Source organism: Paraburkholderia podalyriae (assembly GCF_014397785.1).
In the GTDB taxonomy this organism is placed as follows: domain Bacteria; phylum Pseudomonadota; class Gammaproteobacteria; order Burkholderiales; family Burkholderiaceae; genus Paraburkholderia; species Paraburkholderia podalyriae.
In genome coordinates this window covers 47,109-72,132 of record NZ_VZQQ01000020.1, presented here as the reverse complement: position 1 = coordinate 72,132, position 25,024 = coordinate 47,109, and the positions used below count along the sequence as shown (strand labels likewise).

Here is a 25,024-nt window from a genome sequence, read left to right as displayed (position 1 = left end):
ACAGGTCATAGCGTCCACGGCATGAGTGTTTGCGAACACGCATGAGGCGATGCCGGAGCGGCGGTCGTGTCAACGGACGCGACGAGCCGTTCGCCGAGCGCGGCGAGATCGCGTTCCGCGTGGCTTTGCCGCAGAAATACCGGCAGGTCGGCGAGCGCCCGCGCGAAGCGCGCGTTGCGGCACAACGGGCCCGCGCCGAGCGCACGCGTCGCGTGATCGATCACGGCGCTCGCAGCCTGTTCAACCACAAGACGCGCGCGCAACACCCGCATCTGCGCATCAGCCGACGGCTGCGCGTCGATCCACGCGGCGGTTTCGCGCAGTACCGCGGCGGCCGACTGCAACGCGACATCGGTCGCACCGAGATGAGCCAGACGATGCGCATCCGCGCGCCGGGCGCACGCGTCGCGCAGCGTGCGGCCGATCTGCGCGGCCGCGCCGTACCAGCACGCGGCGATACCGGCGCCGCCATGCCAGAAGCCCGCGCGACGGAGGTACGCATGCGGCCCGCCGACGAGCGTCGCCGCCGTGTCGTTGAACGTGACATCCGCGCTCGCGGTCGCCTGCATACCGACGGCCTGCCACTTCGATGTATCGATCGAGATCGAGCTCTGGTCCAGCGCGAGCGCCGCGAGCACGGGCTCGTCGTCGCGCCATGCCGTCACGAGCGCATGGGTGAGCGCCCGCGCGCCGGAGCACCAGGCTTTGGTGCCGCACAGGCGTACCTGAACGCCGTCGCCGCAGACGTTCTGGATGCCTTCGTTGACTGCGCGCACCCTCGCGTCGGGCGCCTCGGCGGCCCACACGCCCCAGCGGCTTGCCGCGGGCGGCATTGGACCATTCAGCTCGGCGAGAATCGCGAGCGCGTCGGTATGACCTTCGAACAGTTTGACGAGACCGAGGTCGCACGCGGCAACGGCGGCGAGCGCACGCCAGCGCACCAGCGTCTGGCCATGCCCTGGCAACGGCACGGTCGGCGCGCGATCGTAGCCGCGCTCGATCAACTGCGCGAGCAGTTCACCGAGGGCGACGGGATCGTTCGCATCGAAGCGCGCGTCGCGCAAGAAATCGTCGAGCGATACAGCGGGTTTGCCGGGCTGCGGCGCGCGGTCACCTTGTTCATTCGAGACTTGCCGTGACTGGGCCTTGAAGCTGGCCGCGTGGTCGCGCGTGTCGAGCATCGTGCCTCCCCGCACCGGTTCGATCCTCGGCCCGCCGGGTGGCGGTGGACCGCAACGTATGCTGAGTCGGAGCAAGCACCGTGCCCCGCCCCGGGGAGCCCACGGCAGCAAAAAGCGGCTACGTCCCCGCGCTTCCGCTCAGGCGCCCATCCGCCTTCGTGAGCAACGCATCGAGGACCGCCATCTCGACTGGCTTCACGAGGTGCGCATGAAAACCCGCCTTGCGGGTGCGATCGAGATCGCTCGCATGACCGAAGCCCGTCATCGCCGCGTACATCGTGCGGATCATTTCGGGCAGCGCGCGCATCGCCGCGAGCGTCGCATAGCCATCCATCTTCGGCATCGCAATGTCGATCAGCGCGAGATGCGGCGAAAAGCGCGGCGCAATCTGCAGCGCCTGCTCGCCCTCGTAGGCGATACGCACCTCGTGGCCCTTCAGTTCGAGCAGCATCGCGAGGCTGTCGGCCGAATCGCGATTGTCGTCGACGAGGAGAATCCGCAACGGCTGCACGTCCGGCGCGGTACCGCTCGTGTCGCTGTCCGCGGTGTCGGACAGCGTGGATGCGAGCGGCAGACTCAGCGTGAAGGTGCTGCCGAGCCCGAGTCCTTCACTGCTCGCGACAATGCTGCCGCCATGCATCTCGACGAGCGACTTGCACAGCGTCAGGCCGATCCCCAGTCCGCCCTCGCCGATGTTTTGCCCGTCTTTCTCCTGCGCGAACAGCTCGAAGATCCTGTCGAGCGAGCGCACCGGAATGCCGCAGCCGGGGTCGCGCACTTCGAGCACCGCCATGCGAAAGTCGACGCGGCCCTGCATTTCGATCACGCTGCCGTTCGGCGAAAACTTCGACGCGTTGTGCAGCAGGTTTTGCAGCACCTGCACGAGCCGCGTCATGTCGCCGCGAATGATCACGGGGGCGTCGGGCACATGCGCGACCACGCGCTGCCCGCGCGAGTCGGTGAACGGCCGCGCCGCTTCGACCGCGCGCGCGACGAGTTCGGCGAGATCGACGCGTGAAATACGCAGCTCGACCTTGTCGGACATGATGCGGCCGATATCGAGCAGATCGTCGACGAGCCGCGTCAGGTGCGCGACCTGGCGATCGATCAGATCGCGCGCCCGCGCGAGCATCGGGCTCAGATTGGTTTCCATCTGCATCGTGCCGATCGCGTTGCGCACCGGCGCGAGCGGATTGCGCAGTTCGTGCGCGAGCGTCGCGAGAAATTCGCGCATGCGCTCACCGGAGCGCTCGAGTTCCTCGCGCCGGCGCCGCTCGGTCAGATCGCGCGTGACCTTGGCGAAGCCGCGCAGGTGTCGCGATTCGTCATAGACGGCGGTGATGATCACGTTGGCCCAGAACGTCGAGCCGTCCTTGCGCACCCGCCAGCCCTCGTCTTCCACGGTGCCGATCTGCCGCGCGATCGCGAGCTCGCGCGCGGGCTTGCCGGCCGCCGCCTCCTCGGGCACATAGAACAACGAGAAGTGCCGGCCGACGATTTCATCGTGCGTATAGCCCTTGATGCGCGCGGCGCCCGAATTCCAGCTCACGACGAAGCCTTGCGGATCGAGCATGAAGATCGCGTAATCCTTCACGCTATCGACCAGCAGACGGAAGCGCTCCTCGCTCTGCCGCAACGCTTCGAGGTATTCGCGCTGCGCGGTCAGGTCGCGCGTGATCTTCGCGAAGCCCGTGACCTCGCCCGCCTGGTTGCGTATCGCGGTGATCACGACGTTCGCCCAGAACGTCGTGCTGTCTTTGCGCACGCGCCAGCCTTCATCCTCGAAGCGGCCGGTCAGCGCCGCCTGTTCCAGCTCGTAGGTCGGCCAGCCGCGCGCGACGGCCTCCTCGACGTAGAAGCGCGAGAAATGCTGGCCGACGATCTCGTTCTCCGTGTAGCCCTTCAGCTTCTGCGCGCCGGCATTCCAGCTGACGATGTTGCCTTTCGCATCGAGCAGAAAGATCGCATAGTCCGAAATCGCCTGTACGAGCGACAAATAATCGACGCTGACGGGCGCTGGCGGCACAGCGTCGGCCCGCACTCGAGCGGGCTCGCAGTAATCGCGGGAAGAAGAAACAGGGAGCTGGGTCATGGCGGGCACGCAATTGGAATTTTCGTGTGAAGCAACCCTCGCGCCTGGCCGGCGCTACAGCCGGCGCGCAAACGGTCGCGCGGTCCACGGCTGGGCCGGGATGCGTCGCCAGCGGCGCGCGCGCCCCGGCCCATAAGGCGCAAAGCTCATAACGGCGGGCCTCGCCATGGCTAAATGCCAATGACGGATAGCGTCGCCGCGTTGCGGTTTCGGCTCTCCGATTTGCCGTTGGTCAGGAAAAACAGGCCTGTCGATTGAAAAAGATATTCACGACTTTCGCCTCGCGAAGGTGCGATGGCGGGCGGCGATCAGGCACCATCAGGCCACGAAGAAAGACAAGGCCGCGAGCGCCGCGGCCGCCGCGAGTCAACCCGCCGCGCCGATCTTTTCCGCGAGCTTCGCGTCGTAGCTCGAATGGACGTGCACACGCTTTTTGTCGGGATACGCGTACTCGTACGCCTTGCGCAGTGCGAGCGACGCCTCGTGAAAGCCCGACAGGATCAGCTTCTGCTTGTTCGGATAGTTCGCGATGTCGCCGACCGCAAAGATGCCCGGCCGCGAGCTTTCATAGTTCGATGTATCGACGTCGACCCGGCCGCCGTGAATCGTCAGTCCCCATTGCGCGATCGGACCGAGATCGGCAACGAGTCCATACAGCGCGATCAGATGCTCGGCTTCGAGTTGCGTCTCACCGCCGATCTGCCGCAGCGTCAGCGAACGCAGCGCGCCGTCTGTCACGTCGAGCGCCGCGATTCCGCCGACGATGAAGTCCATCTCGCCCGCGTCGACCGCGCGCCGCATCAGTTCGACGCTCGAATCGGCCGCGCTGAAGCCCGCGCGCCGATGCACGAGGGTCACGCGCCGCGCGACCTTGCGTAATGCCAGCGCCCAGTCGAGCGCCGAATCGCCGCCGCCCGCGACGACCACGTTTTTGTCGGCAAAGTCCGCGAGGCGCGGCACACTGTAGTGCACGTGACGCGTTTCGAGCGGCCCGGCCTCGGGGAGCGTGAGCTTTTGCGGAACGAACGCGCCATTGCCGGCGCCGAGCAGGATCGCCGCGACGTCGAACACGAGGCCGCGCTGCGTGCGCACTGTCCAGCGTCCGTCGTCGCGCTGCTCGACTGTTTCGACGCGCTGTTCCAGATGAATCGGCACATCGAACGGCTTGCACTGCGCGAGCAGCCGTTCGACCAGTTCGCGCGCGGTGCAAGACGTAATGGCGGGGATGTCGTAGATCGGCTTGTCGGGATACAGCTCGATGCACTGTCCACCGACGCGGCCGAGTATGTCGACGATCTGACAGGTGACGCCGATCACGCCGGCCTCGAATGCCGCGAACAGACCCACGGGACCGGCGCCGACGATCAGCACATCGGTGCGGATCGGCGAGGTGGGCGGAGCAGAAGGATTGGCGGCAACGGTCATGGCGCAGGTCTCCGGATCACGGTGGGAGGCGCAAAGCAAGAATTGATGACCCACCATACCGAATCGGCCCACACGCGGCAACGATGTCATTGTCGACGGTAAGGATGCTCGGCACGCGCGCCCGGCATCCGAAAGTGGCTACCTGAAAAAATCTGAAATCGGCCATTTTTATCATCCAAACCGCGGACTAAGCTGACAACTACCCGATGCACCGCATCGTCTCACCCGTTCAGGAGCCCATCATGGAACAACGTCTCGACTTCTACAAAGCCAACCCCGCTGCGATCAAATCGCTGCTCGGCGTCGAAGAGCGCATCGGCAAGTCGGCGCTCGAAAAACCGCTGACCGAACTGGTTAGGCTGCGCGCGTCGCAGATCAACGGCTGCGCGTATTGCGTCGACATGCACACGAGCGACGCCCGCAAAGGCGGCGAAACCGAGCGGCGTCTGGCGACCGTCGTCGTGTGGCGCGAAACACCGTTCTTCACGGACCGCGAACGCGCGGCGCTCGAGTGGACTGAAGCGCTCACGCTGGTGTCGCACGATCACGTGCCCGATGCGGTATGGCAAGCGGTGCGGCCTCATTTCAGCGACGAGGAGCTGGTCGACCTGACGCTGCTCGTAGCGGCGATCAATGCATGGAACCGCTTTGCGATCTCGTTCCGGAAAATGCCGGCATAAGCGGCGGCATAAGCGGCGGCATTTAGCGGCAGCATTGAGCGGCGCGCTTTGCCCGCCTCACTCACCCACCCACGACCCGCGCAGATCGCTGTCATGCAGCAACTGCAGCAGCGTGCCCGCCGGGCGGCTCAAGCGCTTCGCCGCGAGCGCGATGAATTCCACCGACGGCAACGTCGGCAGTCCGGCCGCATTCAACGGCGGTGCAAGCCCGCGCGCGGCCAGATACTGCGGCCGCACGGTGATGCCGAGTCCGCCGCGCGCGGCCGCGATACAGCCGGAATGACTGCTGCTCGTGCAGACGATCTGCCAGCTCGCGCCGGCTTCGGCGAGCGCATCGAGCACGACCGCGCGCGTCACGCTCGGCTCGGCGACCAGAATCAGCGGCAGCGGCTGGCTCAGATCGACGAGCGTGCCGGTCCGCGCGAGCCATTCGAGCCGCCCGGTGAAGAGCGGCACGCCGCGCCGGTCGCCGAGCCGGCGCTTGCCGACCAGCAGATCGATCGCGCCGGCGTCGAGCCGTTCGTAGAGCCTGCCGGTCATGCCGATCGTGATTTCGAGCTCGACGTCGGGATGCGCGTTGCGAAACGCCGCCAGCACGGTCGGCAGCGGGCCGAGCGCGATGTCGTCCGATGAACCGAGCCGCACGCGCCCTTTCAGACGCGGCGCGCGAAACTGCGATTCCGCGCGCGCCAGCGCCTGCAGAATCACGCTCGCATGCGCGAGCATCGCTTCGCCGTCGGGCGTCATTGCGAGCGAATGGGTATCGCGCACGAACAGGCGCCGGCCCACGCTCTGTTCGAGGCGCCGGATATGTTCGCTGACGCTCGACTGCGTCAGGTCGAGTCGCCGCCCCGCTTCGGTGAAGCTATGACAGGCCGCGACGGTCGAGAAGGTCTTGAGCCAGATTGGATTGAGCATGCGTGATTGTCGCGCTGCTTATCGGCGTTGTCGATGACAGTCAGCAAGCCTAGTGGGGTTCCCGATTGACGACGATGTCCATAAGATAACGGAATTCCGCTTGCCCCCGCGCTTGCCCCTGCTCTGGCGGCGCTTTGCCGCCGCGCCCGCTGTCGAAAACATGACCAAGGATTCCTCTCAGACCGCCCTGCTGTGGATCGTCGCCGCCGGCTTCTTCATGCAGTCGCTCGACACGACGATCGTCAACACCGCGCTGCCGTCGATCGCCAACAGCCTGCAGGTCGCGCCGCTCGCGATGCAACCGGTCGTCGTCGCCTACACACTGACAATGGCGATGCTGACGCCCGCCTCCGGCTGGCTTGCCGACCGCTTCGGCACCCGCCGCGTCTATTTCGCCGCCATTCTGGTGTTCGTGCTCGGCTCGATCTGCTGCTCGAGCGCGCACACGCTCGGCCAGCTCGTGATGGCGCGCGTGCTGCAAGGCCTCGGCGGCTCGATGCTGCTGCCGATCGGACGGCTCGCGGTGTTGCGCAGCGTGTCGGGCGAGCAATACGTGTCGGCGCTCGCGTTCATTTCGATCGCGGGCCAGCTCGGGCCGATCGCCGGGCCGACGCTCGGCGGCTGGTTCGTGCAGGCGATCAGCTGGCACTGGATCTTTCTGATCAACGTGCCGATCGGCGCACTCGGTCTGTACGCGGTGCACCGCTTTCTGCCGTCGCATGACGAAGCGCAGGCGCCCCCATTCGATGTGATCGGCTGCGCGCTGCTGTCGCTGTGCATGATCGCTTTTTCGCTCGCCATCGACGCGCCGGTCCCGTCGCATCGCACGGCATGGTCGGCCGGGCTATTCGCTTTGGCCGTCGCCAGCGCGCTCGCCTACGTTCCGTACGCGAGAAACCGCCGCGATCCGCTGTTCAAGCTGTCGCTGTTCGGCGAGCCGAACTTCAGCGTTGGCCTGATCGGCAACCTCGTATGCCGGGTCGGTTCGAGCGCGGTGCCGTTCCTCGTGCCGCTGTTGCTGCAACTGCAGCTCGGCTACTCGCCGCTGCACTCCGGTCTGATGATGCTGCCCGCGGCGCTCGCCGGCACGCTCGCCAAACGCTGGATCGCGCCGCTCGTGCGCCGCTTCGGCTATGACACGTTCCTGCTCGTCAACACGATCATCGTCGGCTCGGCGATCGTCGCGTTATCGCTGATCTCGCGCGGCACACCGCTCGTGATCGAAATCGCGATCCTCGCGGCATTCGGCGCGGCCAACTCGATGCAGTTCGCGGCGATGAACAGTGTCACGCTGAAGGATCTGTCGCACGAAGACGCGGGCAGCGGCAACAGCCTCTTTTCGATGGTGCAGATGCTGGCGATCGGACTCGGCGTGTCGATCGGCGGCGGGCTCGTCAATCTGTTCGCGGCGCAGTGGGGCTCGGCGGAACTCGGCTTCCGGCTCGCGTTCGTGTGCGTCGGCGTGATCACGCTGGTGTCCGCCTGGATCTTCCGCCATCTCGACTGCGCGTCGGGCACGCGCGTGATTCGCGGCCAGGCTGCGCCGGGCACAGGGCGTTGAGACGCGGGTGATTCCATCGCGGGCGGCAGGCCGCGCCACGCGACTGCCTGAGCGCGAAACGTTTGTTTGCCACCCGTCCGGGTCCGCGACTTGCTGCTGACGTGTGTCTTCTTCTTCTGCAGGAGAGCAGCGATGAGCAAAACGACGGAAAAATCCGGGGGCGAAGCGGAAAACGCGACCAAAAACGAATCAAAAAACCAGGCCGGCACCCAAACCGAGGACCTCGCACACCCGCACCATGCAGTGCATAGCGACAACCCCAAGAGCAAGATGCCCGAGCGCGGCGACGAAGGCCGCAAGCAATCCCCCGCCGACCGTCCCGGCAAAAAGCCCGGTGAGGGCGAACCGTCGGTCAGTTGAGCGGATAAACCCCGTCCCGAAACGGCCTGGCTGCGCGCTGCACCCAGGCCGCATCACATTTCGCCTTCCAGTACCTTTCTGTAAGCAAACATTTCTTCCTCATTTTTACCGAATATTTTTTCCGCGCCTTGGACTATTTTGCTGCTAACAGCAAGCTATGCGCCGTGCGACTGGCTGCCCGCTTTCTGCCGCTTTATGCCGCTTCCGATCGATAAAAGGCGTCATCCATGTCCATTGCATCAAGTTCTCCGCTCGTCCATGCGCCCGTCGCCCATGTCTCCATCTGCGTGCCCACGTGCAATCGTCCCGAGCTGCTCGTCGAATGCATCGACTCGTGCCTCGCGCAAAACTATCGGCATCTGGAAATCCTGATTGGCGACGATTCGACGGACGCGCGCTCACGGCAATTGATCGCGCAGCGTTACCGCGACGAGCCGCGCGTTCGCTACGAGAAGCACGAACCGCCGCTTGGGCAGGCGCGCAATGTGTCGAGCCTGTTCGCGTGGGCGCGCGGCGACAAGATCCTGCTGATCCACGACGACGATCTATTGACGAGCGATGCCGTCGACAAACTCGTGTCGCTATGGCAGCGCTATCCGCGCCTCGATGCGGCATTCGGCGCTCAGTACGAAGCGGATGACGACGGGGAGATCGACCTCGACGCGAGCGTGCGCCTGAACGCGGCATTCCGGCGCACCAAGGCCAGCGAGGGTCTGCAGCCGCTCGCGGGCCGCACCGGCCTGCTCCAGATGTTTCCGAACAATGGCTGGATGGCCGATGCGCGGCTGGTCAAGCGGATCGGTTACGACGAGCGGTACGGCGTGTGCTGCGACTACGTGTTCGGCACTCAGCTATGCCTTGCCGCGCGCGAGGTGTTTTATCTGCACGACTATGTGTCGGTCTATCGGAAGACCGCGACGTCGATCTCGCACGGCACGCGCGGCACCAGGATGGCCGCATCGCTGAGCGCCTATGCGTTCTTGACATCGCTCGAGCTGCCGGCGCGACTGGAGCCGTCACGGCGGCTCGCGCTGCGGCGGCTTGCACCGATCGTCGTGTCGATTCACGCGCGCAACGGCCAGCCGCGCGCGGGCCTGCAAGTCGCGCTCGCGCATCTGTTCGCCTACCGCTATGGATTGAGCGCGCGGCTCTACTACCATCTGGCGATGCTCGCGCGCGCGGCGCTGCGGGCACGGCGCTCGGTCGCCAGCGTCGCGACCGATGCGGCAGCCGCCGCGGTCGCGGTCGTCGCGGCCGCGCCAGTAGTCGCCGCGGATCAGGCCGCGGCGGTCAAGGAGTTCGTCAACGAACTGGTCAGCGAACGGCACGAGCGGGTGAAATTGCGCGAGCGTCTGTGAGCAGGCGGAGAGCCTGCGCGATCAGTTGCATACTTGGGGAACCCGGAACGTCGTGAGATGAAACGTGCCACGCACGACGATTCGCGCCCCCTGCCCGCTCAAGGCTCGTGCCGCAAATACCCTTGCGTCGACGGATCGCGCATGCGCAACGACACGAGGCCCGCGATCGCGCACATCGCCGTCACGTACCAGAAAAACATCGACTCGACGTTGGCCTGCTTCAACCACAGCGCGACGTATTCCGCCGAGCCGCCGAAGATCGCGTTCGCGACCGCATACGACAAGCCCACTCCGAGCGCGCGCACTTGTGGCGGGAACATTTCCGCCTTGATCAGGCCGCTGATCGACGTATAGAAGCTGACGATCGCGAGCGCCACCACGACCAACGCGAAGGCCGCATACGGGCTCGTCACGTCTTTCAGCGCATGCAGCAGCGGCACCGTGCCGAGGGTCGCGAACAGGCCGAAACACAGCATCGAGCGGCGCCGCCCGATGCGGTCCGACAACGCGCCGAACGCCGGCTGCATCAACATGTAGACGAACAACGCGGCGGTCATCACCGAGCTCGCGGTCTTCGCATGCATGCCGGCCGTGTTGACCAGGTACTTTTGCATGTAGGTGGTGAACGTGTAGAAGATCAGCGAGCCGCCGGCCGTGAAGCCGAGCACCGTCATGAACGCGGTCTTGTGCTCCCACAGTCCGCGCAGCGTGCCCGCTTCCTTGCGCTGGCGCATCGCCGCGGTGGTGGTTTCATCAAGGGATTTACGCAGATACAGCGCGATCAACGCGGCGATGGCGCCGATCACGAACGGCACGCGCCAGCCCCACGCCTTCAACTCTTCGGTCGTCAGCGTCTGTTGCAGGGTCACGAGCACGAGCAGCGCGCACAGTTGGCCGCCGATCAACGTCACATACTGGAACGACGCGAAAAAGCCACGCCGGCCCTTCAGCGCGACCTCGCTCATATAGGTTGCGCTGGTGCCGTATTCGCCACCCACCGACAGCCCCTGCAACAGCCGCGCGAGCAGCAGCAACGCCGGCGCGAGCGCGCCGATCTGCGCGTAGGTGGGCAGCAGCGCGATCACCAGCGAGCCGCCGCACATCATGAATACCGACACCATCATCGCGGTGCGGCGACCGCGTTTGTCGGCGAGCCGCCCGAAGAACCAGCCGCCAATCGGCCGCATCAGAAAGCCCGCGGCGAATACGCCCGCCGTGTTCAGCAACTGCGTGGTCGTGTTGCCGCTCGGGAAGAACGACGGCGCGAAGTAGAGCGCCGTGAACGAATACACATAGAAGTCGAACCACTCGACGAGATTGCCCGATGAAGCGCCGACGATTGCAAAAATGCGGCGCCGTGTATCGTGCGCCGAGGCCACCGCGTATTGTTCGGTTTGGTCATTCATGCTGGTGTCTTTCCTTATTTAAACGAGGAGAACGGTCGTGGTGCCGCCTTGATGTCGCGCGCCCAGCCCGAGCGGCCGTCGCGGGTGCGCGAATTTTACATAAGTGAAAGCACAGGAAGGTTTTTTGTCAGCGTGACCTGATGAAAGCCCTGGGTCGGCCGGATTTGCGCCCAACAGAAACGAAGCCCCTGCCAGTTGGGGACTGGCAGGGCTTGACGGGCGACACGGACCGCTCAGGCGGCAGTCAGGCGGCGCTCATATTCGCACGGACGGCGGCATGTACCGGCACTCGTAGCGTTTTCTGACGGTACCGTTTTCGTCGACGCTTTCGACGTACACGTCGAACTGCCACAAGCGCGCCATATGTTTGAGCACCTCCTCGCTATCCGACGACAGGTGCCGGTTGTCGCTCATGAAATGCCGCAACGTGAGACTGCGGTCGCCGCGTGTATTGACGGCCCACACCTGAATATTCGGCTCGCGGTGATGCATGTCGTACTGCCGCGAGAGCGCCTGGCGCACGTACTGGTAGCCGCTATCGTCGTGAATCGCCGATACTTCGAGCGCGTCGCGCATGTCGTCGTCGAGCACCGAGAACAGGCGCATTTCGCGGATCAGATGCGGCGACAGATACTGCGCGATGAAGCTCTCGTCCTTAAAGTTGCGCATCGCGTAGTGCATCGCGGGCAGCCACGGACTGCCGGCCAGATCCGGAAACCACCTGCGATCTTCGTCGGTCGGCGATTCGCAGATGCGGCGAATGTCGCTCATCATCGAAAAGCCGAGCGCATACGGGTTGATGCCGCTGTAATACGGCTTCGTGACCGGCGGCTGATAGACGACGTTGCTGTGTGAATGGAGAAACTCCATCATGAAGCCGTCTTCGAGCTTGCCCTGGTTGTACATCGTATTGAGCAGCGTGTAGTGCCAGAACGTCGCCCAGCCTTCGTTCATCACCTGGGTCTGCCGCTGCGGATAGAAGTACTGCCCGATCTTGCGCACGATCCGGATCACCTCGCGCTCCCACGCTTCGAGCAGCGGCGCGTTTTTCTCCGCGAAATACAGCAGGTTTTCCTGCGGCTCGGGCGGATAGCGCCCCTCGACCTCTTCGGGCAGCGGCGTATTGCGCGTGGGCAACGTGCGCCACAACTCGTTGACCTGCGACTGCAGATACGCCTCACGCTCGCGACGCGCGGCGAACTCTTTCTGCAACGACAGCTTCTGCGGCCGCTTGTAGCGGTCCACGCCGTAATTCATCAGCGCGTGGCAGGAATCGAGCAATTCCTCGACGCGATCGAGCCCATAGCGCTCCTCGCATTCCGCGATGTAGTTTTTCGCGTACACGAGGTAGTCGATGATCGCGTGCGCGTCCGTCCACAAGCGGAACAGATAGTTGCCCTTGAAGAACGAGTTGTGACCGTAGGCCGCATGCGCGATGACGAGCGCCTGCATCGTCATCGTGTTCTCTTCCATCAGATAGGCGATGCAGGGGTTCGAATTGATGACGATTTCGTACGCGAGCCCCATCTGGCCGCGACGATAGCTTTTTTCGGTAGAAAGGAAATGTTTGCCGAACGACCAGTGACGGTAGTTCACCGGCATGCCGACGGACGCATAGGCATCCATCATCTGTTCGGCGCTGATGAGTTCGAGCTGGATCGGATATACGTCGAGCTCGTATTGCTCCGCAACACGGGCAATATGCGAGTCGTACTCTTCGATCAATTCGAAGGTCCAGTCGGACGGGCACGGCAGAGGCCGTCTATCGGCTACGTTCATACGGACTTCCCTTTGCCCTCGTCGGGCGTTCCGGTGTGTCCCGTGCTGCAGCATCGCGGACTGCTCCGGCGCGAGCGGCTCCCGTGCTGGCCGCTCCTGCCTCGGCATGCCCGACTGTCGCTGCGGCACGTTCCATCACGAAGTCGCCGCCTGCTTCTCGAACAGCTCGCGAAACACCGGATAAATATCGGCCGCGGTTTCGACCTTCTTCATTGCCATATGCGGCTGCGATAGCGCAAGTTGCGCGTATTCGAGCCACAGATTCTGCTCTTCGGGCGTCACCTGAATATACGCAAAATACCGCACCTTCTCCAGGATGTCATCCGACAGCATCTTGCGACATTTCGGCGAGTCGTCGGTCCAGTTGTCGCCGTCGGACGCCTGGGCGCCGTAAATGTTCCATTCAGTCGGTGAGTAGCGCTCGTCCATCACCTTGCGCATCAGTTCGAGCGCGCTCGACACCACGGTGCCGCCGCTTTCGGTCGAGTGGAAAAACGTGTCTTCGTCGACTTCCTCGGCGCGCGTGTGGTGGCGGATGAACACGACTTCGATGCGCTCGTAGTTACGCTTCAGGAACAGGTAGAGCAGGATGAAGAAGCGCTTCGCGAGATCCTTGCGCTGCTCGTCCATCGAGCCGGACACGTCCATCAGACAGAACATCACCGCCTGGCTCGACGGCGTGGGCTGCTTCACGCGATTCACGTAGCGAAGATCGAACGGATCGATGAACGGGATCCGCCAGATGCGTCCTTTCAGATGGTGAATGTCGTCCTCGAGCAGCTTGATCTCGTCGCGGCGATCGGCGGGATCGGCCCTCAACTCTTCGACCTGCCGCTCCATTTCGTGCAGCTGGTTCACGAGCGGCGCGCCGAGCGCGATGCGCCGGCCGAGCGCGCTGCGCAACGAGCGCACCACGTCGATATTGTTTGGCGTGCCCTCCGCGGCCCAGCCCGCGCGGACGCTTTTCCACGTCGGCACGGCCATCAGGTGGGTTTTGACGAGACGCGGCAGTTCGAGGTCGTCGAAGAAATACTGCATGAACTCCTCGCGGCTCAGCTCGAACACGAAGTCGTCCTGACCCTCGCCCTCGTTGCTGGCCTGACTCCCGCCGCCGCCGCCACCGCCGCCTTGCGGGCGTTGGATCTTGTCGCCGCGGATGTAGTCCGAGTTGCCGGGATGCACCATCTCGCGCCGGCCGCCCGGTCCATGACGGAACGACGGCTCCGCGATGTCCTTGCGCGGAATCGTGATGCTCTGGGTGTTCTGGATGTCCTTGATGCTGCGATCGCGCACCGCCTCCGACACGGCACGACGAATATAGTTTTTGACGCGGCGCAAAAAGCGCTCGCGATTCGCAATACTCTTGTTCTTGCCTGCCAACCTGCGGTCGATGATTTGATGAAGCACGCCCGGTCTCCCGTCCATGCAACCGCGATCCACTGCGGCCGCACTAATATTTCGGGTGCGCGAGACACCCGCCGCGCAGTGCAATGCTATGTCCCTGCGGCCTGCGCCTCGCTGGTTGCCCGCACGGTCGAACCGTGCGGGCGGCACACCATGAGTATCATGCGCGCATCATGACGACTTGCGCACGCGCAGATACCAGTCGCACAGCAAGCGCACCTGCTTCGGCGTATAGCCCTTCGCCACCATGCGATTGACGAAGTCTTCATGCTTGCGCTGCTCTTCGGCCGAGCCTTTGGCGTTGAACGAGATCACCGGCAACAGCTCTTCCGTGTTCGAGAACATCTTCTTTTCGATCACGACGCGCAGCTTCTCGTAGCTGATCCACGCGGGGTTCTTGCCCGCATTCGCAGCCCGCGCACGCAGCACGAAGTTCACGATCTCGTTGCGGAAGTCCTTCGGATTGCTGATGCCCGCCGGCTTCTCGATCTTCTCCAGCTCGGCGTTCAACGACGCACGGTCGAAGCTTTCGCCGGTATCGTGGTCGCGGAACTCCTGATCCTGGATCCAGAAGTCCGCATACGTGACGTAGCGGTCGAAGATGTTCTGACCGTACTCGGAATACGACTCCAGATACGCGGTCTGAATCTCCTTGCCGATGAACTCGGCATAGCGCGACGCGAGCACGTCCTTGATAAAGGACAGATATTTCTGCTCGGTTTCCGGCGGAAACTGCTCGCGTTCGATCTGCTGTTCGAGCACGTACATCAGATGTACCGGGTTGGCCGCGACTTCCGTCGAGTCGAAGTTGAACACGCGCGACAGAATCTTGAACGCGAAGCGGGTCGACACGCCGGTCATGCCTTCGTCGACGCCCGCGAAGTCGCGGTACTCCTGATACGACTTCGCCTTCGGGTCCGTGTCCTTCAGATTCTCGCCGTCGTAGACCTGCATCTTCGAGAACAGGCTCGAGTTCTCCGGCTCGTGCAAACGCGTGAGCACGGACAACTGCCCCATCATCTTCAGCGTGCCCGGCGCGCAGACCGCGTTGGCGAGCGACGAGTTGCGCAGCAACTTCTCGTAGATCTTGACCTCTTCGCTATAGCGCAGGCAGTACGGCACCTTGACGACGAAGATCCGGTCGAGCAGTGCCTCGTTGTTGCGGTTGTTGCGGAATGCCTTCCATTCCGATTCGTTCGAGTGAGCGAGGATGATGCCGTCGAACGGAATCGCGCCGAAGCCTTCCGTGCCCTTGAAGTTGCCTTCCTGGGTCGCGGTGAGCAGCGGGTGCAACACCTTGATCGGCGCCTTGAACATTTCGACGAACTCGAGCAGGCCCTGATTGGCGAGGCACAGGCCGCCCGAGTAGCTGTACGCGTCGGCGTCGTCCTGTGCGTACTGTTCGAGCTTGCGGATGTCGACCTTGCCGACCAGCGACGAAATGTCCTGATTGTTCTCGTCGCCCGGTTCGGTCTTCGAGATAGCGATCTGACGAAGGATCGACGGATAGCGGCGCACCACCTTGAACTTGCGGATGTCGCCGTTGTACTCATGCAGGCGCTTGACCGCCCACGGACTCAGAATGCCTCTCAGGTAGCGGCGAGGAATGCCATATTGCTCTTCGAGGACCGGACCGTCTTCCTCGTAGTCGAACAGGCCGAGCGGCGATTCATTGACGGGCGAGCCCTTGATCGAATAGAACGGCACGTGCTCCATCAGTTGCTTCAGACGTTCCGCGATCGACGACTTGCCGCCGCCGACCGGCCCTAACAGATACAGGATCTGCTTCTTTTCTTCGAGCCCCTGGGCCGAGTGCCGGAAGTAGGCGACCACCTGCTCGATCACCTCTTCCATTCCGTAGAACTCACGGAATGCGGGGTATACCTTGATGACCTTGTTCGCGAAGATACGCGATAAACGCGGATCGTTGCGCGTGTCGATCTGTTCCGGTTCTCCGATTGCCATCAACATGCGTTCGCCGGCCGTGGCGTACGCGGCGGGATTGTCTTTGCAGAGCGCGAGATACTCCTCGAGCGAGAGTTCGTCCTCCCGTGTTTTCTCGAAGCGGGTCGCGAAACTGCTGTAGATATCCATGCTACCTCCTCGCCGAAGTCTGGGGCGATGTCGTGCGCGGCGCGCTATTCGGAAACGACATCGCTCGAATTCATCCTAAACCCTTTTAAATTTTTTTTCACGGACTACGTTGCGAAAATCGCGCCGTAACCGCCACGCTACAATCCTCGCCTGGAAACAAATATTCGACCACCTACAATTTTTCACTCACGTTGCAACGAATCACATCCGCGCTGCTCCGCTGTACCGCTGATTTCTTCGGCACCGCATCGCTAATCAGTGCGCCTGCATGACTTCGCCTTACCGCTGCATCGCGCCATGCAATCGCGTTGTGGTTGCACATCCCGTACCTGCACCGTCGACCCTTTATAAAAATGCGGCTGTCTGCGCACGCACACTTCGTCACTGGAAGCATGCACGTGATGACGTTTTCGCTGCCCGCCGCTATGCAAACAGAGCATTCGAACAGGTTAACGATTCAAGGGTCGCCACCATTTCGCATTCGCCAAAACAAAAACGGCTGCACGCGGGCAGCCGTTTGAAATGACGCGCTGTAATTTGCGGTTACAAGCGCCGCAGCATCGATCAGGTGAGTTCGATTTCCACTTCACCGAGTCCGTCGATATGACCGCGCACGATGCCGGGTTCGTCGATCTTGTGCGCGCCGACGTATGAGCCGGTGGTCAAGGTCCAGTCACGCTCGATAGTGATGCCCATCGCCGCGCAATGGTTGACGAACCACACGAGCAGCTCGCGCGGATCGCCCGCGGGATTGCCGGTCACTTCGGGTATCAGCGAGCGGCCGTTGAAACCCAGCTCCAGTTCGGGCGACACGAAGTCGAAGCCGCGCGCGAGGCTCGCGTAGACGGCCGGATGGCCGGTGATCAGCGCGCCGTTGTTCTGCGCGTCGGCCAGCTGCGCGAGCGGCGCGACGTTCGGCCACTCGGCGAAGCGGCTGTCGACGATCTCGATGGCCGGCAGCACCGCGCCGAGCTTCGACAGCACCTCGTCGCGCGCATACGCCTGCGCGCGCGGCTCGATCGTCACGTCGAAGCGGAACGCGATCTCGAGCTCGACCAGCACGCGAAAGAACCCGTCATGCGCGAGCCGCGCCGGCGACGGCACCACCAGCGAAGCCGGAATCGGCGCGCCCGACGTGGCGCCGCCCGGCGACTTCGCGCCGATCTTCCACGCGCCGGTCGACTCGCCGAGACCCGCGATCACCGCCTGCTGGATCGCGTAGGCGGTCGCCGCGTCGGGCGGCAGGCTGTCGGGTGGTGGCGCGTCGATCGGCCGGTGCTGCCGGCGTGCCTCGACAAGGCGTGGCGCAAGATCGTATCGCGTGATGTCGGTTCTTTGTGGCTGGCGCATGGCAGGGTTCACAGAACGTAGCAATAAGTGGGAGCCACCTGTTCGAGGTGCGGGCAGCCACACGTCGCGCACGCGGATCGGGGCCGTGCCCGTCAATGTACCGGATCGCGGCGCGCACCGGTGAAAGGCGGCGGCGCGCAAACGTTAATTCTTGCGCGCGTCGAAAAATAAACCGCGCGTGCGAACGCCTGCGCGCTTTTCGCGATGCGATCGTCGCTGGGGGCGGTGCGTGTGCTGGACCGAAAGCGAGCGATGGGGAACGGATGTTGCGTCGCACCGTCGCGTGTCGAATCACTCGACGCGCGACAGCGCTGCCGCGCATGTTCACCTGAATCTGGGCAAGCTCAGAAGGCCTCCCAATCCTGACCGCCGCCGGCCGTCGCCGCGGGCCTGGCCGGCGCGCGCGTGGGCGCGGGCGCGGCCGCCACCGGCGGCGCGACTGCGGCCGGGACCGCCGCCTTTGGCCGCGATGCCGGCTGCGTCGTAGCCTGCGTGCGCTTGCGCGCGCGCGCGGCGGTCTGGCTCGTGGACGCCACGCGCTGCGGCGCCGCCAGCGCCGACGCGGCTTCGTGACCGCCACGGCCGCTGTCGTCGAGCTGGAACACCGCGACCGCGCCGCGCAGCCGGGTCGCCTGCTCCTCGAGCGACGCCGCCGCGGCGGCCGCCTCCTCGACGAGCGCCGCGTTCTGTTGCGTGACCTCGTCCATCTGCGTGACCGCGCGCGCGACCTGATCGATGCCGCCGCTCTGTTCCTCCGACGCCGCCGCTATCTCGCCCATGATGTCGGTGACGCGCTGCACCGCGCCGATGATCTCGCTCATCGTGCGGCCGGCCTCGTCGACCAGCGCCGAGCCCGACTGCACGCGCTCGACCGACGTATCGATCAGCTCCTTGATCTCCTTGGCCGCCGCCGACGAACGCTGCGCGAGGCTGCGCACCTCGCCCGCGACGACCGCGAAGCCACGCCCCTCCTCGCCGGCGCGCGCCGCCTCGACGGCCGCGTTCAGCGCGAGGATGTTGGTCTGAAAGGCGATGCCTTCGATGATCGAGATGATGTCGGCGATCTTCGCCGAGCTCTGGTTGATGTCGCCCATCGTGCCGACCACCTGGCCGACCACCGCGCTGCCCTTGTTGGCGATCTCCGACGCATTGGCCGCGAGCGCGCTCGCCTGGCGCGCGTTGTCGGCGTTCTGGCGCACGGTGCCGGTCAGCTGCTCCATGCTCGACGCGGTTTCCTGCAGCGCGGACGCCTGCTCCTCGGTTCGCGACGACAGGTCGATGTTGCCCGCCGCGATCTGGCGCGTCGCGGTCGCGATCGACTCGCTGCCGCCACGCACACTGCGCACCGTTTCGGTGAGGCTGCGCTGCATTTTGGCGATTCCTTCGAGCAGCTGCCCCATTTCGTCGCGCGACGTCAGGGTTACCGGACGACGCAGATCGCCGGCCGCGATCGCATCGAAGTGGCCGAGCGCTTCGTCGAGCGGACGCGCGATCGCGCGGCTCAGCGTCAGATACGATAGCGCCGCCGCGAGCACCCCGACCACCAGCGCGGCGATGCTGACCATTCGAAAGGTCTCGAAATTGCTCTGCGCGGAGTCGTAGCCCTGCTTGGCCGAATCGAACTGGAACTTGCGCAGCGCGTCGTTGGCCACGACGAGGTCATTGAAAGCGATCTGCAGATTCTTCGCGTCCTCGACCAGTTTGCTCTGGTCGTTCGCCGTGATCGCCGCCGCAAACGAATCGAGCCGCTGATGCAGCGCATTGCGCTTCGCGGCGACGTCCTGCGCGAGCCGGTCTTCGTCCGCGTCGCGCGGCAGATCCAGATATTTTTTCCACCACATGTCCGACGTGCCGCGCAGCATGTGCGCGCGCTCGATGGTGGGTGCCGCTTCCGGCGTGCCGACCATGAACGCGGCGCGATCGAGCGCGAGACGTTCGCGCGCTGCGTACATTTCCGCATTGCCGATGTTCACCGCGCCCGGCATCGCGTTGGTGAACGTGTCCATATAGGCGTCGTTCGAACGGCTCATGCCGAACAGACCGAAAACGCCGATTGCAACCAGCAACGCGGCGAGAAACGCCATCGTGAGGCCAATTCGCGCCTTGATCGTGATGCCTTTATTCAACATGCTGGTTCCTGTTGGCTGTACTGAAATGGGAGGCTGCGCGCAGCAGACTCCGGGGCGGCGCAATTGGGTTCGGCGCTTTTTGAGCGGGCGCTCTAATCACGGTTTACGGCAGTGCATTCACAGACTTGAAGCATTTAAAAGGTATGAACAAAGACGTTGTAAGCCGTTGAAAGCAAATTGATTGCAGACCGGTTCGGTCGCGGCGCGTTGGGGCAACCCGGTGATATGCGTCAAAGCCGACTTTTGACGCTTGAACGGCGGGAGTTCGTGATGGCGCGTGGGTTCGGAATCGCCCCGCGCGGTGGCAGGTAGATCGATCAGGCAGTGTGGGAGTGTGGGAGCGTGCTAACGCGATGACGGAATCAGTTGAATGCGTCGACCTCGGAGCGCGTCGGAATCGACGGCTGCGCGCCCGCGCGCGTCACCGATAGCGCGGCGGCGCGTTGCGCGAAGCGGATCGCCGCTTCGACGTTCGCGCCCTGCGCAAGCTGCGCCGCGAAGCCGCCGATGAACGTGTCGCCGGCCGCGGTCGTGTCGACCGCCTCGACGCGCGGCGCGTCGTACAGCGTCGCGGCCGCGCCTTCGAGCACCGCGTGCACGCCGCGCGCGCCGAGCGTGACCAGCACATTGCGCGCGCCGGCCGCCCGCAATGCGGCGGCGGCCCGCGCGGCGTCCGCGGGTGAGTCGACTGCAAGCCCGCTCAGCGCGGCGGCTTCGAGTTCGTTTGGAATCAGGTAGTCGATCAGCGGCAGCCAGTCGGCCGGTAACGGGCCGGTGGCGGGCGCCGGGTTCAGGATCACCGTCTTGCCGAGCCGCCGCGCCGCGGCGAGCGCGGCGCGCACCGATTCGGGCGGCGTTTCGAGCTGGCAGATCACGACATCGGCGGCGGCGAGCGTCGGCTCGTGTCGTGCGATCGTGTCGGGCGTGACCTCGCCGTTACTGCCCGCGACGATCACGATCGTGTTCTGGCTCACATCGTCGACAACGATCAGCGCGACGCCGCTCGGCTCGCTGCCGGTTTCGAGCGCCGCGCAGTCGATGCGCTCCGCTTCGAGGCCCGCGCGTAGCTGCGCGCCGTTCGCATCGGCACCGACACAGCCAAGCATCGACACCTGCGCGCCGAGCCGCGCGGCCGCGATCGCCTGGTTACCACCCTTGCCGCCCGCGATCTGCGCGAAGGTGCGGCCGGCCAGCGTCTCGCCAGGCTGCGGCAGGCGTGGCGAGCGCACCACGAGGTCCATGTTCAGACTGCCGACCACCGTGACGCGTGCGCGCGTTTCGTTGCTTGCCACTTGAGTGTCCTCCGTTGCGCGGCGGATCGGGTTGCTATTGCGCGCGCGCGTCCATCATGCGTCCGTCATGCTACGTCGTGCGGCGCATCAGGCCGCCAGATCCCGCCGCCCTTCGCCCGCCCATGTCGCGGTCGATTCGCGCACGATCAGCCGCGGCGACACCACGCGCCGGCGCGCCGGGGTCCGCACGGGGTTGTTCGACGACGCCTCGGCGATCCGGTCGACCAGCGTCTGCGCGGCCGTGTCGCCGAGCGCTCGCACCGACTGCCCGACCGTCGACAGCGACGGGAATGTGAAGCGGCCCAGCTCGATATCGTCGAAACCGATGATCGAACAGTCGCGCGGCACGCTGATGTTGCGCTCCGCCGCCGCGCGCAACGCGCCGATGCCCATCATGTCGTTGCATGCGAAAATCGCCGACGGCCTGACCGTGTCGAATAGCTGCGCGGCCGCGCCGTGTCCGCCCGTCCCCGAGAAATCGCTTTCGACGATCGCATCGCCCGGAATCTCGATGCCGCGTTCGGCCATCGCGCGAATGAAGCCGTGCACGCGCATCGCGCTGACCGCGGTCTGCACCGGCCCCGTGATGCAGCCGATCCGCACATGCCCGAGTTCGAGCAGATGACGCGTGGCCAGATACGCGCCCTTCTCGTGATCGATCTGCACGAGGTCCGCGTTGATGCCCTCGATGTTGCGATCCACCACGACGAGCGGCTCGCGCGCGTCGGCGAGCGCCTGCGCGAGCACGGCGTCGTCGCCGGCGGACGCGACGATCAACCCGTCGATGCGTTTTTCCTGCAGCACGCGCAGATAGTTGCGCTGCTTCGCGGGGTCATCGTCGGAGTTGCAGAAGAACACGCAGTAGCCATTGCGCGCGCAGCCGTCTTCGATGCCGCGCGCGAGCTCCGCGAAATACGGGTTCGTGCTGTTCGGCACCACCAGTCCGATCGTCGCGGTCGAGCGCGCCTTCAGCGAGCGCGCGACTGCCGACGGCACATAGTGCAGTTGACGGATCGCGTGCTCGACTTTCGCCCGCACATCGGCCGACACCGGCCGCGAGTTGTTCACGACGTGCGATACCGTCGTGAACGACACCCCCGCCACGGCCGCTACATCCTTGATCGTCGCCATAACCTGTTGCTCTCCGGTCCCATGCAGTCATTCATCATTGCGCCACGGCGCACATCTCAGGCGCGTTTGCGGCGACTGCGGTACGTATCGAGCACCACCGCGATCACGATCACCGCGCCGGTGATCATCCGCTTGGTCGGCTCGTTCGCACCGATCTGCGCCAGGCCCGCCGCCAGCACCGAAATGATCAGCACGCCAAAGAACGTGCTGATCACCGAACCGCGCCCGCCCATCAGACTCGTGCCGCCGATCACGACCGCCGCGATCACCTGCAGTTCCACGCCGACGCCCGCATTCGGATCGGCCGCCTCGAGCCGCGAGATCTGAAACAGTGCCGCGAGTCCCGACAGCGCGCCCATCAGCGCGAATACGATCACCTTGTACGGCCGCGGATTGACGCCCGCGAGCCGCACCGCTTCCTCGTTGGTGCCGATCCCGACCAGGTAACGACCGAACACCGTGCGCGTTAGCATCAGCTGCGCGATCACCATCACCGCGACCGCGATCAGGAAGGCCGGCGAGATGCCGAGCGCGATAGGGTTCGACAGAAAGTCGAACGCGTCGCCGATATACGCGGTGCGCGAATTGGTCATCTGATACGCCATGCCGCGCGCCGCCTCGAGCACGCCGAGCGACACGATGAACGACGGAATCCGCCAGCCCACCGTCACCGCCCCGGTCACGGTGCCGGTCAGCGCCGCGACCGCGACACCGAGCAGCGCACCCGCGGCCGGCCCCCAGCCCCACTTGAGCGTCACCACGCTGACCACCGACGCGCCGAGCGCGAGCACCGAGCCCACCGACAGATCGATGCCCGCGATGATCAGCACGAAGGTCATGCCGACCGACATCACGACGAGATCCGGAATCTGGTTCGCGATCGTGCTGAACGTGTCGTAGGTCAGAAAGTGCGAGCTCAGCAGCGAGAACAGCACGATCATCGCGAGCAGCGCGCCGGCGAGACCCAGGTAGTTCGAAAAGCCGAGCCGCGTGCCGGCCGGCTTGCCGCTCGCGAGCGGCGCCGACGGATCGGCGGGCGGCGTCGCACCGGGTGCGTCCGGCGCGCCGGCTTGCTTGCCGTCCAGCTGGCCATCCAACTGGCCGTCCTGTTTGACACCCGCCGCCTCGCGCCACGATTGATCGGTCATCACAGACTCCCTGGCTGGTTGACGCCATGCGTGTGCAGCAGCGCCTCGCGGCCGCGGTAGCCGGCGAACGCGGCCGCGAGCAGCGCATCCTGGCTCCAGCTCGCGCGCTCGAACACGCCCGTCATGCTGCCCGCCGACATTACGCCGATCCGATCGCAGATCAGCATCAGCTCGCGCAGATCGCTCGACACCACGACGAGCGCGCGGCCGTCGCGAGCGAGCGCGCCCATCAGGCCGTAAATATCGAACTTCGCGCCGACGTCGATGCCGCGCGTCGGTTCGTCGAACAACAGCACGCGGCAGTCGCGCGCGAGCCAGCGGCCGATCACGACCTTCTGCTGGTTGCCGCCCGACAGCTCGCCGACGATCTGCGCGGGCCCTGAGCTGCGAATCCGCATTGCGGCGATCTGCTTGTGCGCCAGCGCATTCTCGCGCTTCGCGTCGACGAGGCCGTGCCGCGCGACGCTGCCGAGATTGCCGAGCGACAGGTTGGCCGCGACCGGTTGCGGCAGCAGCAGGCCTTCGCCTTTGCGGTCTTCGGTGATCAGCGCGATGCCCGTGCGCACCGCGTCCGCCGGCGAGTCGATTCGCACCGGTGTGGGCGGCGCGCCCGGCGTCGCGGCGAGCGACACGCTGCCGGCGTCTTTCCGATCGGCGCCGTAGATGAGCCGCATCAGCTCGGTGCGGCCCGCGCCGATCAGTCCGCTCACACCGAAAATCTCGCCCGCGCGCACCTCGAACGACACATCGCGCACGACCTTGCCGCGCGCGAGCCGCTCCACTTTCAGCAGCGGCGCGCCGATGTTGCGCTCGCCGAGATCGATATGCTCGCCAAGCTCGCGGCCGACCATCCACGTGACGATCTGCTCGCTCGTCAGGTTCGCCATCGGGTCGACATGCACGAGGCGGCCGTCGCGCAGCACCGCGACCCGTTCGGCGACCCGCGCGAGCTCTTCGAGCCGGTGCGAGATATAGACGAGCGCGACGCCGCGTGCCTTGAGCCGCCCGATCTGCTCGAACAGCAGATCGACCTCGCGCGCGGTCAGCATCGCGGTCGGCTCGTCGAGGATCAGCACGCGGCAGTCGTCGATCAGGTTGCGGGCGATCTCGACCATCTGCTGATGGCCGATGCCCAGTTCGCCGACCAGCGTGTCGGGATCGATCGCATCGAGCCCGACCTGCGCCATCGCCGCGCGCGCGTTCTCACGCAGCTTGCCGCGATCGATCCAGCCGAAGCTGAACGCGCCCGCGCGCGGCAGCCGGTTCAGGAACAGGTTCTCGGCGACCGACAGCGTCGGCAGCAGATTCAACTCCTGCATGACCATGCGCACGCCGAGCGCCTCGGCCTCGGTGCGGCTCGCGGGCGCGTACGGCGCGCCGGCGAGCCGCATCGTGCCCGTGCTCGGCTCGACCAGCCCGCCGACGATCTTCGACAGCGTGCTCTTGCCCGCGCCGTTCTCGCCGGTCAACGCCAATACCTCGCCTGCTCGCAGCGACAGCGAGACGTCTGCCAGCACCGGTTCGGCATAGGTCTTGCCGATGCCGCTGACGGTCAGGACGACAGGCAAGGCGTCGTGGTCGATTGAATCCATCGCGCTCCTGGTTGCATGGCGCTTCTGGCGCCTTCGTGGCGTTTCGGCGGTCCGCTGCGCCTGGCCGCACAGCTCGCCGCTCCCGGCTGCCACGAGTCATGCCGGCCCCTCGCGCGAAATGCGC

Annotated in this window: 18 protein-coding genes; 4 read left to right on the top strand and 14 right to left on the bottom strand. The window is 65.1% G+C overall.

Annotation, left to right across the window (positions count from 1 at the left end; genetic code table 11):
• Positions 1-5: 5 nt before the first annotated feature.
• The 3 genes from F6X42_RS23155 to F6X42_RS23145 form a co-directional block, all read right to left on the bottom strand.
• Positions 6-1,181 carry an acyl-CoA dehydrogenase family protein gene (locus F6X42_RS23155; RefSeq protein ID WP_187636431.1) on the bottom strand — a complete coding sequence of 392 codons (1,176 nt, stop codon included), beginning with the start codon at positions 1,179-1,181 and terminating at the stop codon, positions 6-8.
• Positions 1,182-1,299: 118 nt separating this feature from the next.
• Positions 1,300-3,273, bottom strand: coding sequence for a PAS domain-containing hybrid sensor histidine kinase/response regulator (locus F6X42_RS23150; RefSeq protein ID WP_187636430.1), 1,974 nt, complete (start codon positions 3,271-3,273; stop codon positions 1,300-1,302).
• Between the two features lie 366 nt (positions 3,274-3,639).
• The gene (locus tag F6X42_RS23145) at positions 3,640-4,698 is read right to left on the bottom strand and encodes an NAD(P)/FAD-dependent oxidoreductase (RefSeq protein WP_187636429.1); all 1,059 of its coding nucleotides are present in this window, start codon (positions 4,696-4,698) and stop codon (positions 3,640-3,642) included.
• Between the two features lie 242 nt (positions 4,699-4,940).
• Here F6X42_RS23145 and F6X42_RS23140 point away from each other — a divergent pair, with 242 nt between their 5' ends.
• Complete coding sequence (locus F6X42_RS23140; protein ID WP_187636428.1) at positions 4,941-5,378, top strand: carboxymuconolactone decarboxylase family protein; 438 nt, start codon at positions 4,941-4,943, stop codon at positions 5,376-5,378.
• Positions 5,379-5,435: 57 nt separating this feature from the next.
• Here the strand turns inward: F6X42_RS23140 and F6X42_RS23135 are convergent, their stop codons facing one another.
• Positions 5,436-6,296 (bottom strand): LysR family transcriptional regulator, encoded by an 861-nt coding sequence (locus F6X42_RS23135; RefSeq protein ID WP_187636427.1) that lies wholly within the window; start codon positions 6,294-6,296, stop codon positions 5,436-5,438.
• A gap of 160 nt (positions 6,297-6,456) precedes the next feature.
• On the opposite strand from F6X42_RS23135, the gene F6X42_RS23130 reads away from it, so the two are divergent.
• The 3 genes from F6X42_RS23130 to F6X42_RS23120 all read left to right on the top strand — a co-directional run bounded on the left by F6X42_RS23130 (position 6,457) and on the right by F6X42_RS23120 (position 9,575).
• Positions 6,457-7,857, top strand: coding sequence for a DHA2 family efflux MFS transporter permease subunit (locus F6X42_RS23130; protein ID WP_246530188.1), 1,401 nt, complete (start codon positions 6,457-6,459; stop codon positions 7,855-7,857).
• Positions 7,858-7,989: 132 nt separating this feature from the next.
• Positions 7,990-8,217 (top strand): hypothetical protein, encoded by a 228-nt coding sequence (locus F6X42_RS23125; RefSeq protein ID WP_187636426.1) that lies wholly within the window; start codon positions 7,990-7,992, stop codon positions 8,215-8,217.
• Between the two features lie 227 nt (positions 8,218-8,444).
• Positions 8,445-9,575, top strand: coding sequence for a glycosyltransferase family 2 protein (locus F6X42_RS23120; RefSeq protein ID WP_187636425.1), 1,131 nt, complete (start codon positions 8,445-8,447; stop codon positions 9,573-9,575).
• 98 nt (positions 9,576-9,673) lie between these two features.
• On the opposite strand, the gene F6X42_RS23115 is transcribed toward F6X42_RS23120, so the two are convergent.
• From F6X42_RS23115 to F6X42_RS23070, 10 genes are all read right to left on the bottom strand, one after another.
• Positions 9,674-10,981: an MFS family transporter gene (locus F6X42_RS23115; protein ID WP_187636424.1), complete on the bottom strand. Its 1,308-nt coding sequence runs from the start codon at positions 10,979-10,981 to the stop codon at positions 9,674-9,676.
• 255 nt (positions 10,982-11,236) lie between these two features.
• A complete protein-coding gene (locus F6X42_RS23110; protein WP_187636423.1) occupies positions 11,237-12,760 on the bottom strand; it encodes a SpoVR family protein in 1,524 nt (507 codons plus the stop codon).
• Positions 12,761-12,895: 135 nt separating this feature from the next.
• The gene (locus F6X42_RS23105; protein ID WP_187636422.1) at positions 12,896-14,167 is read right to left on the bottom strand and encodes a YeaH/YhbH family protein; all 1,272 of its coding nucleotides are present in this window, start codon (positions 14,165-14,167) and stop codon (positions 12,896-12,898) included.
• Positions 14,168-14,335: 168 nt separating this feature from the next.
• Positions 14,336-16,258, bottom strand: coding sequence for a PrkA family serine protein kinase (locus tag F6X42_RS23100; protein ID WP_187636421.1), 1,923 nt, complete (start codon positions 16,256-16,258; stop codon positions 14,336-14,338).
• 564 nt (positions 16,259-16,822) lie between these two features.
• Positions 16,823-17,584: a 2-keto-4-pentenoate hydratase gene (locus F6X42_RS23095; protein WP_187636480.1), complete on the bottom strand. Its 762-nt coding sequence runs from the start codon at positions 17,582-17,584 to the stop codon at positions 16,823-16,825.
• Positions 17,585-17,952: 368 nt separating this feature from the next.
• Positions 17,953-19,737, bottom strand: coding sequence for a methyl-accepting chemotaxis protein (locus F6X42_RS23090; protein ID WP_187636420.1), 1,785 nt, complete (start codon positions 19,735-19,737; stop codon positions 17,953-17,955).
• 362 nt (positions 19,738-20,099) lie between these two features.
• Positions 20,100-21,029 (bottom strand): ribokinase, encoded by a 930-nt coding sequence (rbsK, locus tag F6X42_RS23085; protein WP_187636419.1) that lies wholly within the window; start codon positions 21,027-21,029, stop codon positions 20,100-20,102.
• An 87-nt stretch (positions 21,030-21,116) separates the two neighbouring features.
• A complete protein-coding gene (locus F6X42_RS23080) occupies positions 21,117-22,160 on the bottom strand; it encodes a LacI family DNA-binding transcriptional regulator (RefSeq protein WP_187636418.1) in 1,044 nt (347 codons plus the stop codon).
• A 56-nt stretch (positions 22,161-22,216) separates the two neighbouring features.
• Entirely contained in the window at positions 22,217-23,308 is a 1,092-nt protein-coding gene (locus F6X42_RS23075) for an ABC transporter permease (protein WP_187636417.1), read from the bottom strand.
• Positions 23,308-24,900, bottom strand: a complete 1,593-nt coding sequence (locus F6X42_RS23070) for a sugar ABC transporter ATP-binding protein (RefSeq protein WP_187636416.1) — start codon at positions 24,898-24,900, stop codon at positions 23,308-23,310. Before F6X42_RS23070 ends, F6X42_RS23075 begins: the two co-directional genes overlap by 1 nt.
• Between the last annotated feature and the right edge of the window lie 124 nt (positions 24,901-25,024).

Coding starts and splice junctions, on each gene's coding strand:
- F6X42_RS23140 (WP_187636428.1), top strand. CDS start 4,941: ATGGAACAACGTCTCGACTTCTACAAAGCCAACCCCGCTGCGATCAAA.
- F6X42_RS23115 (WP_187636424.1), bottom strand. CDS start 10,981: ATGAATGACCAAACCGAACAATACGCGGTGGCCTCGGCGCACGATACA.
- F6X42_RS23120 (WP_187636425.1), top strand. CDS start 8,445: ATGTCCATTGCATCAAGTTCTCCGCTCGTCCATGCGCCCGTCGCCCAT.
- F6X42_RS23150 (WP_187636430.1), bottom strand. CDS start 3,273: ATGACCCAGCTCCCTGTTTCTTCTTCCCGCGATTACTGCGAGCCCGCT.
- F6X42_RS23080 (WP_187636418.1), bottom strand. CDS start 22,160: ATGGCGACGATCAAGGATGTAGCGGCCGTGGCGGGGGTGTCGTTCACG.
- F6X42_RS23075 (WP_187636417.1), bottom strand. CDS start 23,308: ATGACCGATCAATCGTGGCGCGAGGCGGCGGGTGTCAAACAGGACGGC.
- F6X42_RS23100 (WP_187636421.1), bottom strand. CDS start 16,258: ATGGATATCTACAGCAGTTTCGCGACCCGCTTCGAGAAAACACGGGAG.
- F6X42_RS23130 (WP_246530188.1), top strand. CDS start 6,457: ATGACCAAGGATTCCTCTCAGACCGCCCTGCTGTGGATCGTCGCCGCC.
- F6X42_RS23135 (WP_187636427.1), bottom strand. CDS start 6,296: ATGCTCAATCCAATCTGGCTCAAGACCTTCTCGACCGTCGCGGCCTGT.
- F6X42_RS23070 (WP_187636416.1), bottom strand. CDS start 24,900: ATGGATTCAATCGACCACGACGCCTTGCCTGTCGTCCTGACCGTCAGC.
- F6X42_RS23090 (WP_187636420.1), bottom strand. CDS start 19,737: ATGTTGAATAAAGGCATCACGATCAAGGCGCGAATTGGCCTCACGATG.
- F6X42_RS23145 (WP_187636429.1), bottom strand. CDS start 4,698: ATGACCGTTGCCGCCAATCCTTCTGCTCCGCCCACCTCGCCGATCCGC.
- F6X42_RS23110 (WP_187636423.1), bottom strand. CDS start 12,760: ATGAACGTAGCCGATAGACGGCCTCTGCCGTGCCCGTCCGACTGGACC.
- F6X42_RS23125 (WP_187636426.1), top strand. CDS start 7,990: ATGAGCAAAACGACGGAAAAATCCGGGGGCGAAGCGGAAAACGCGACC.
- F6X42_RS23155 (WP_187636431.1), bottom strand. CDS start 1,181: ATGCTCGACACGCGCGACCACGCGGCCAGCTTCAAGGCCCAGTCACGG.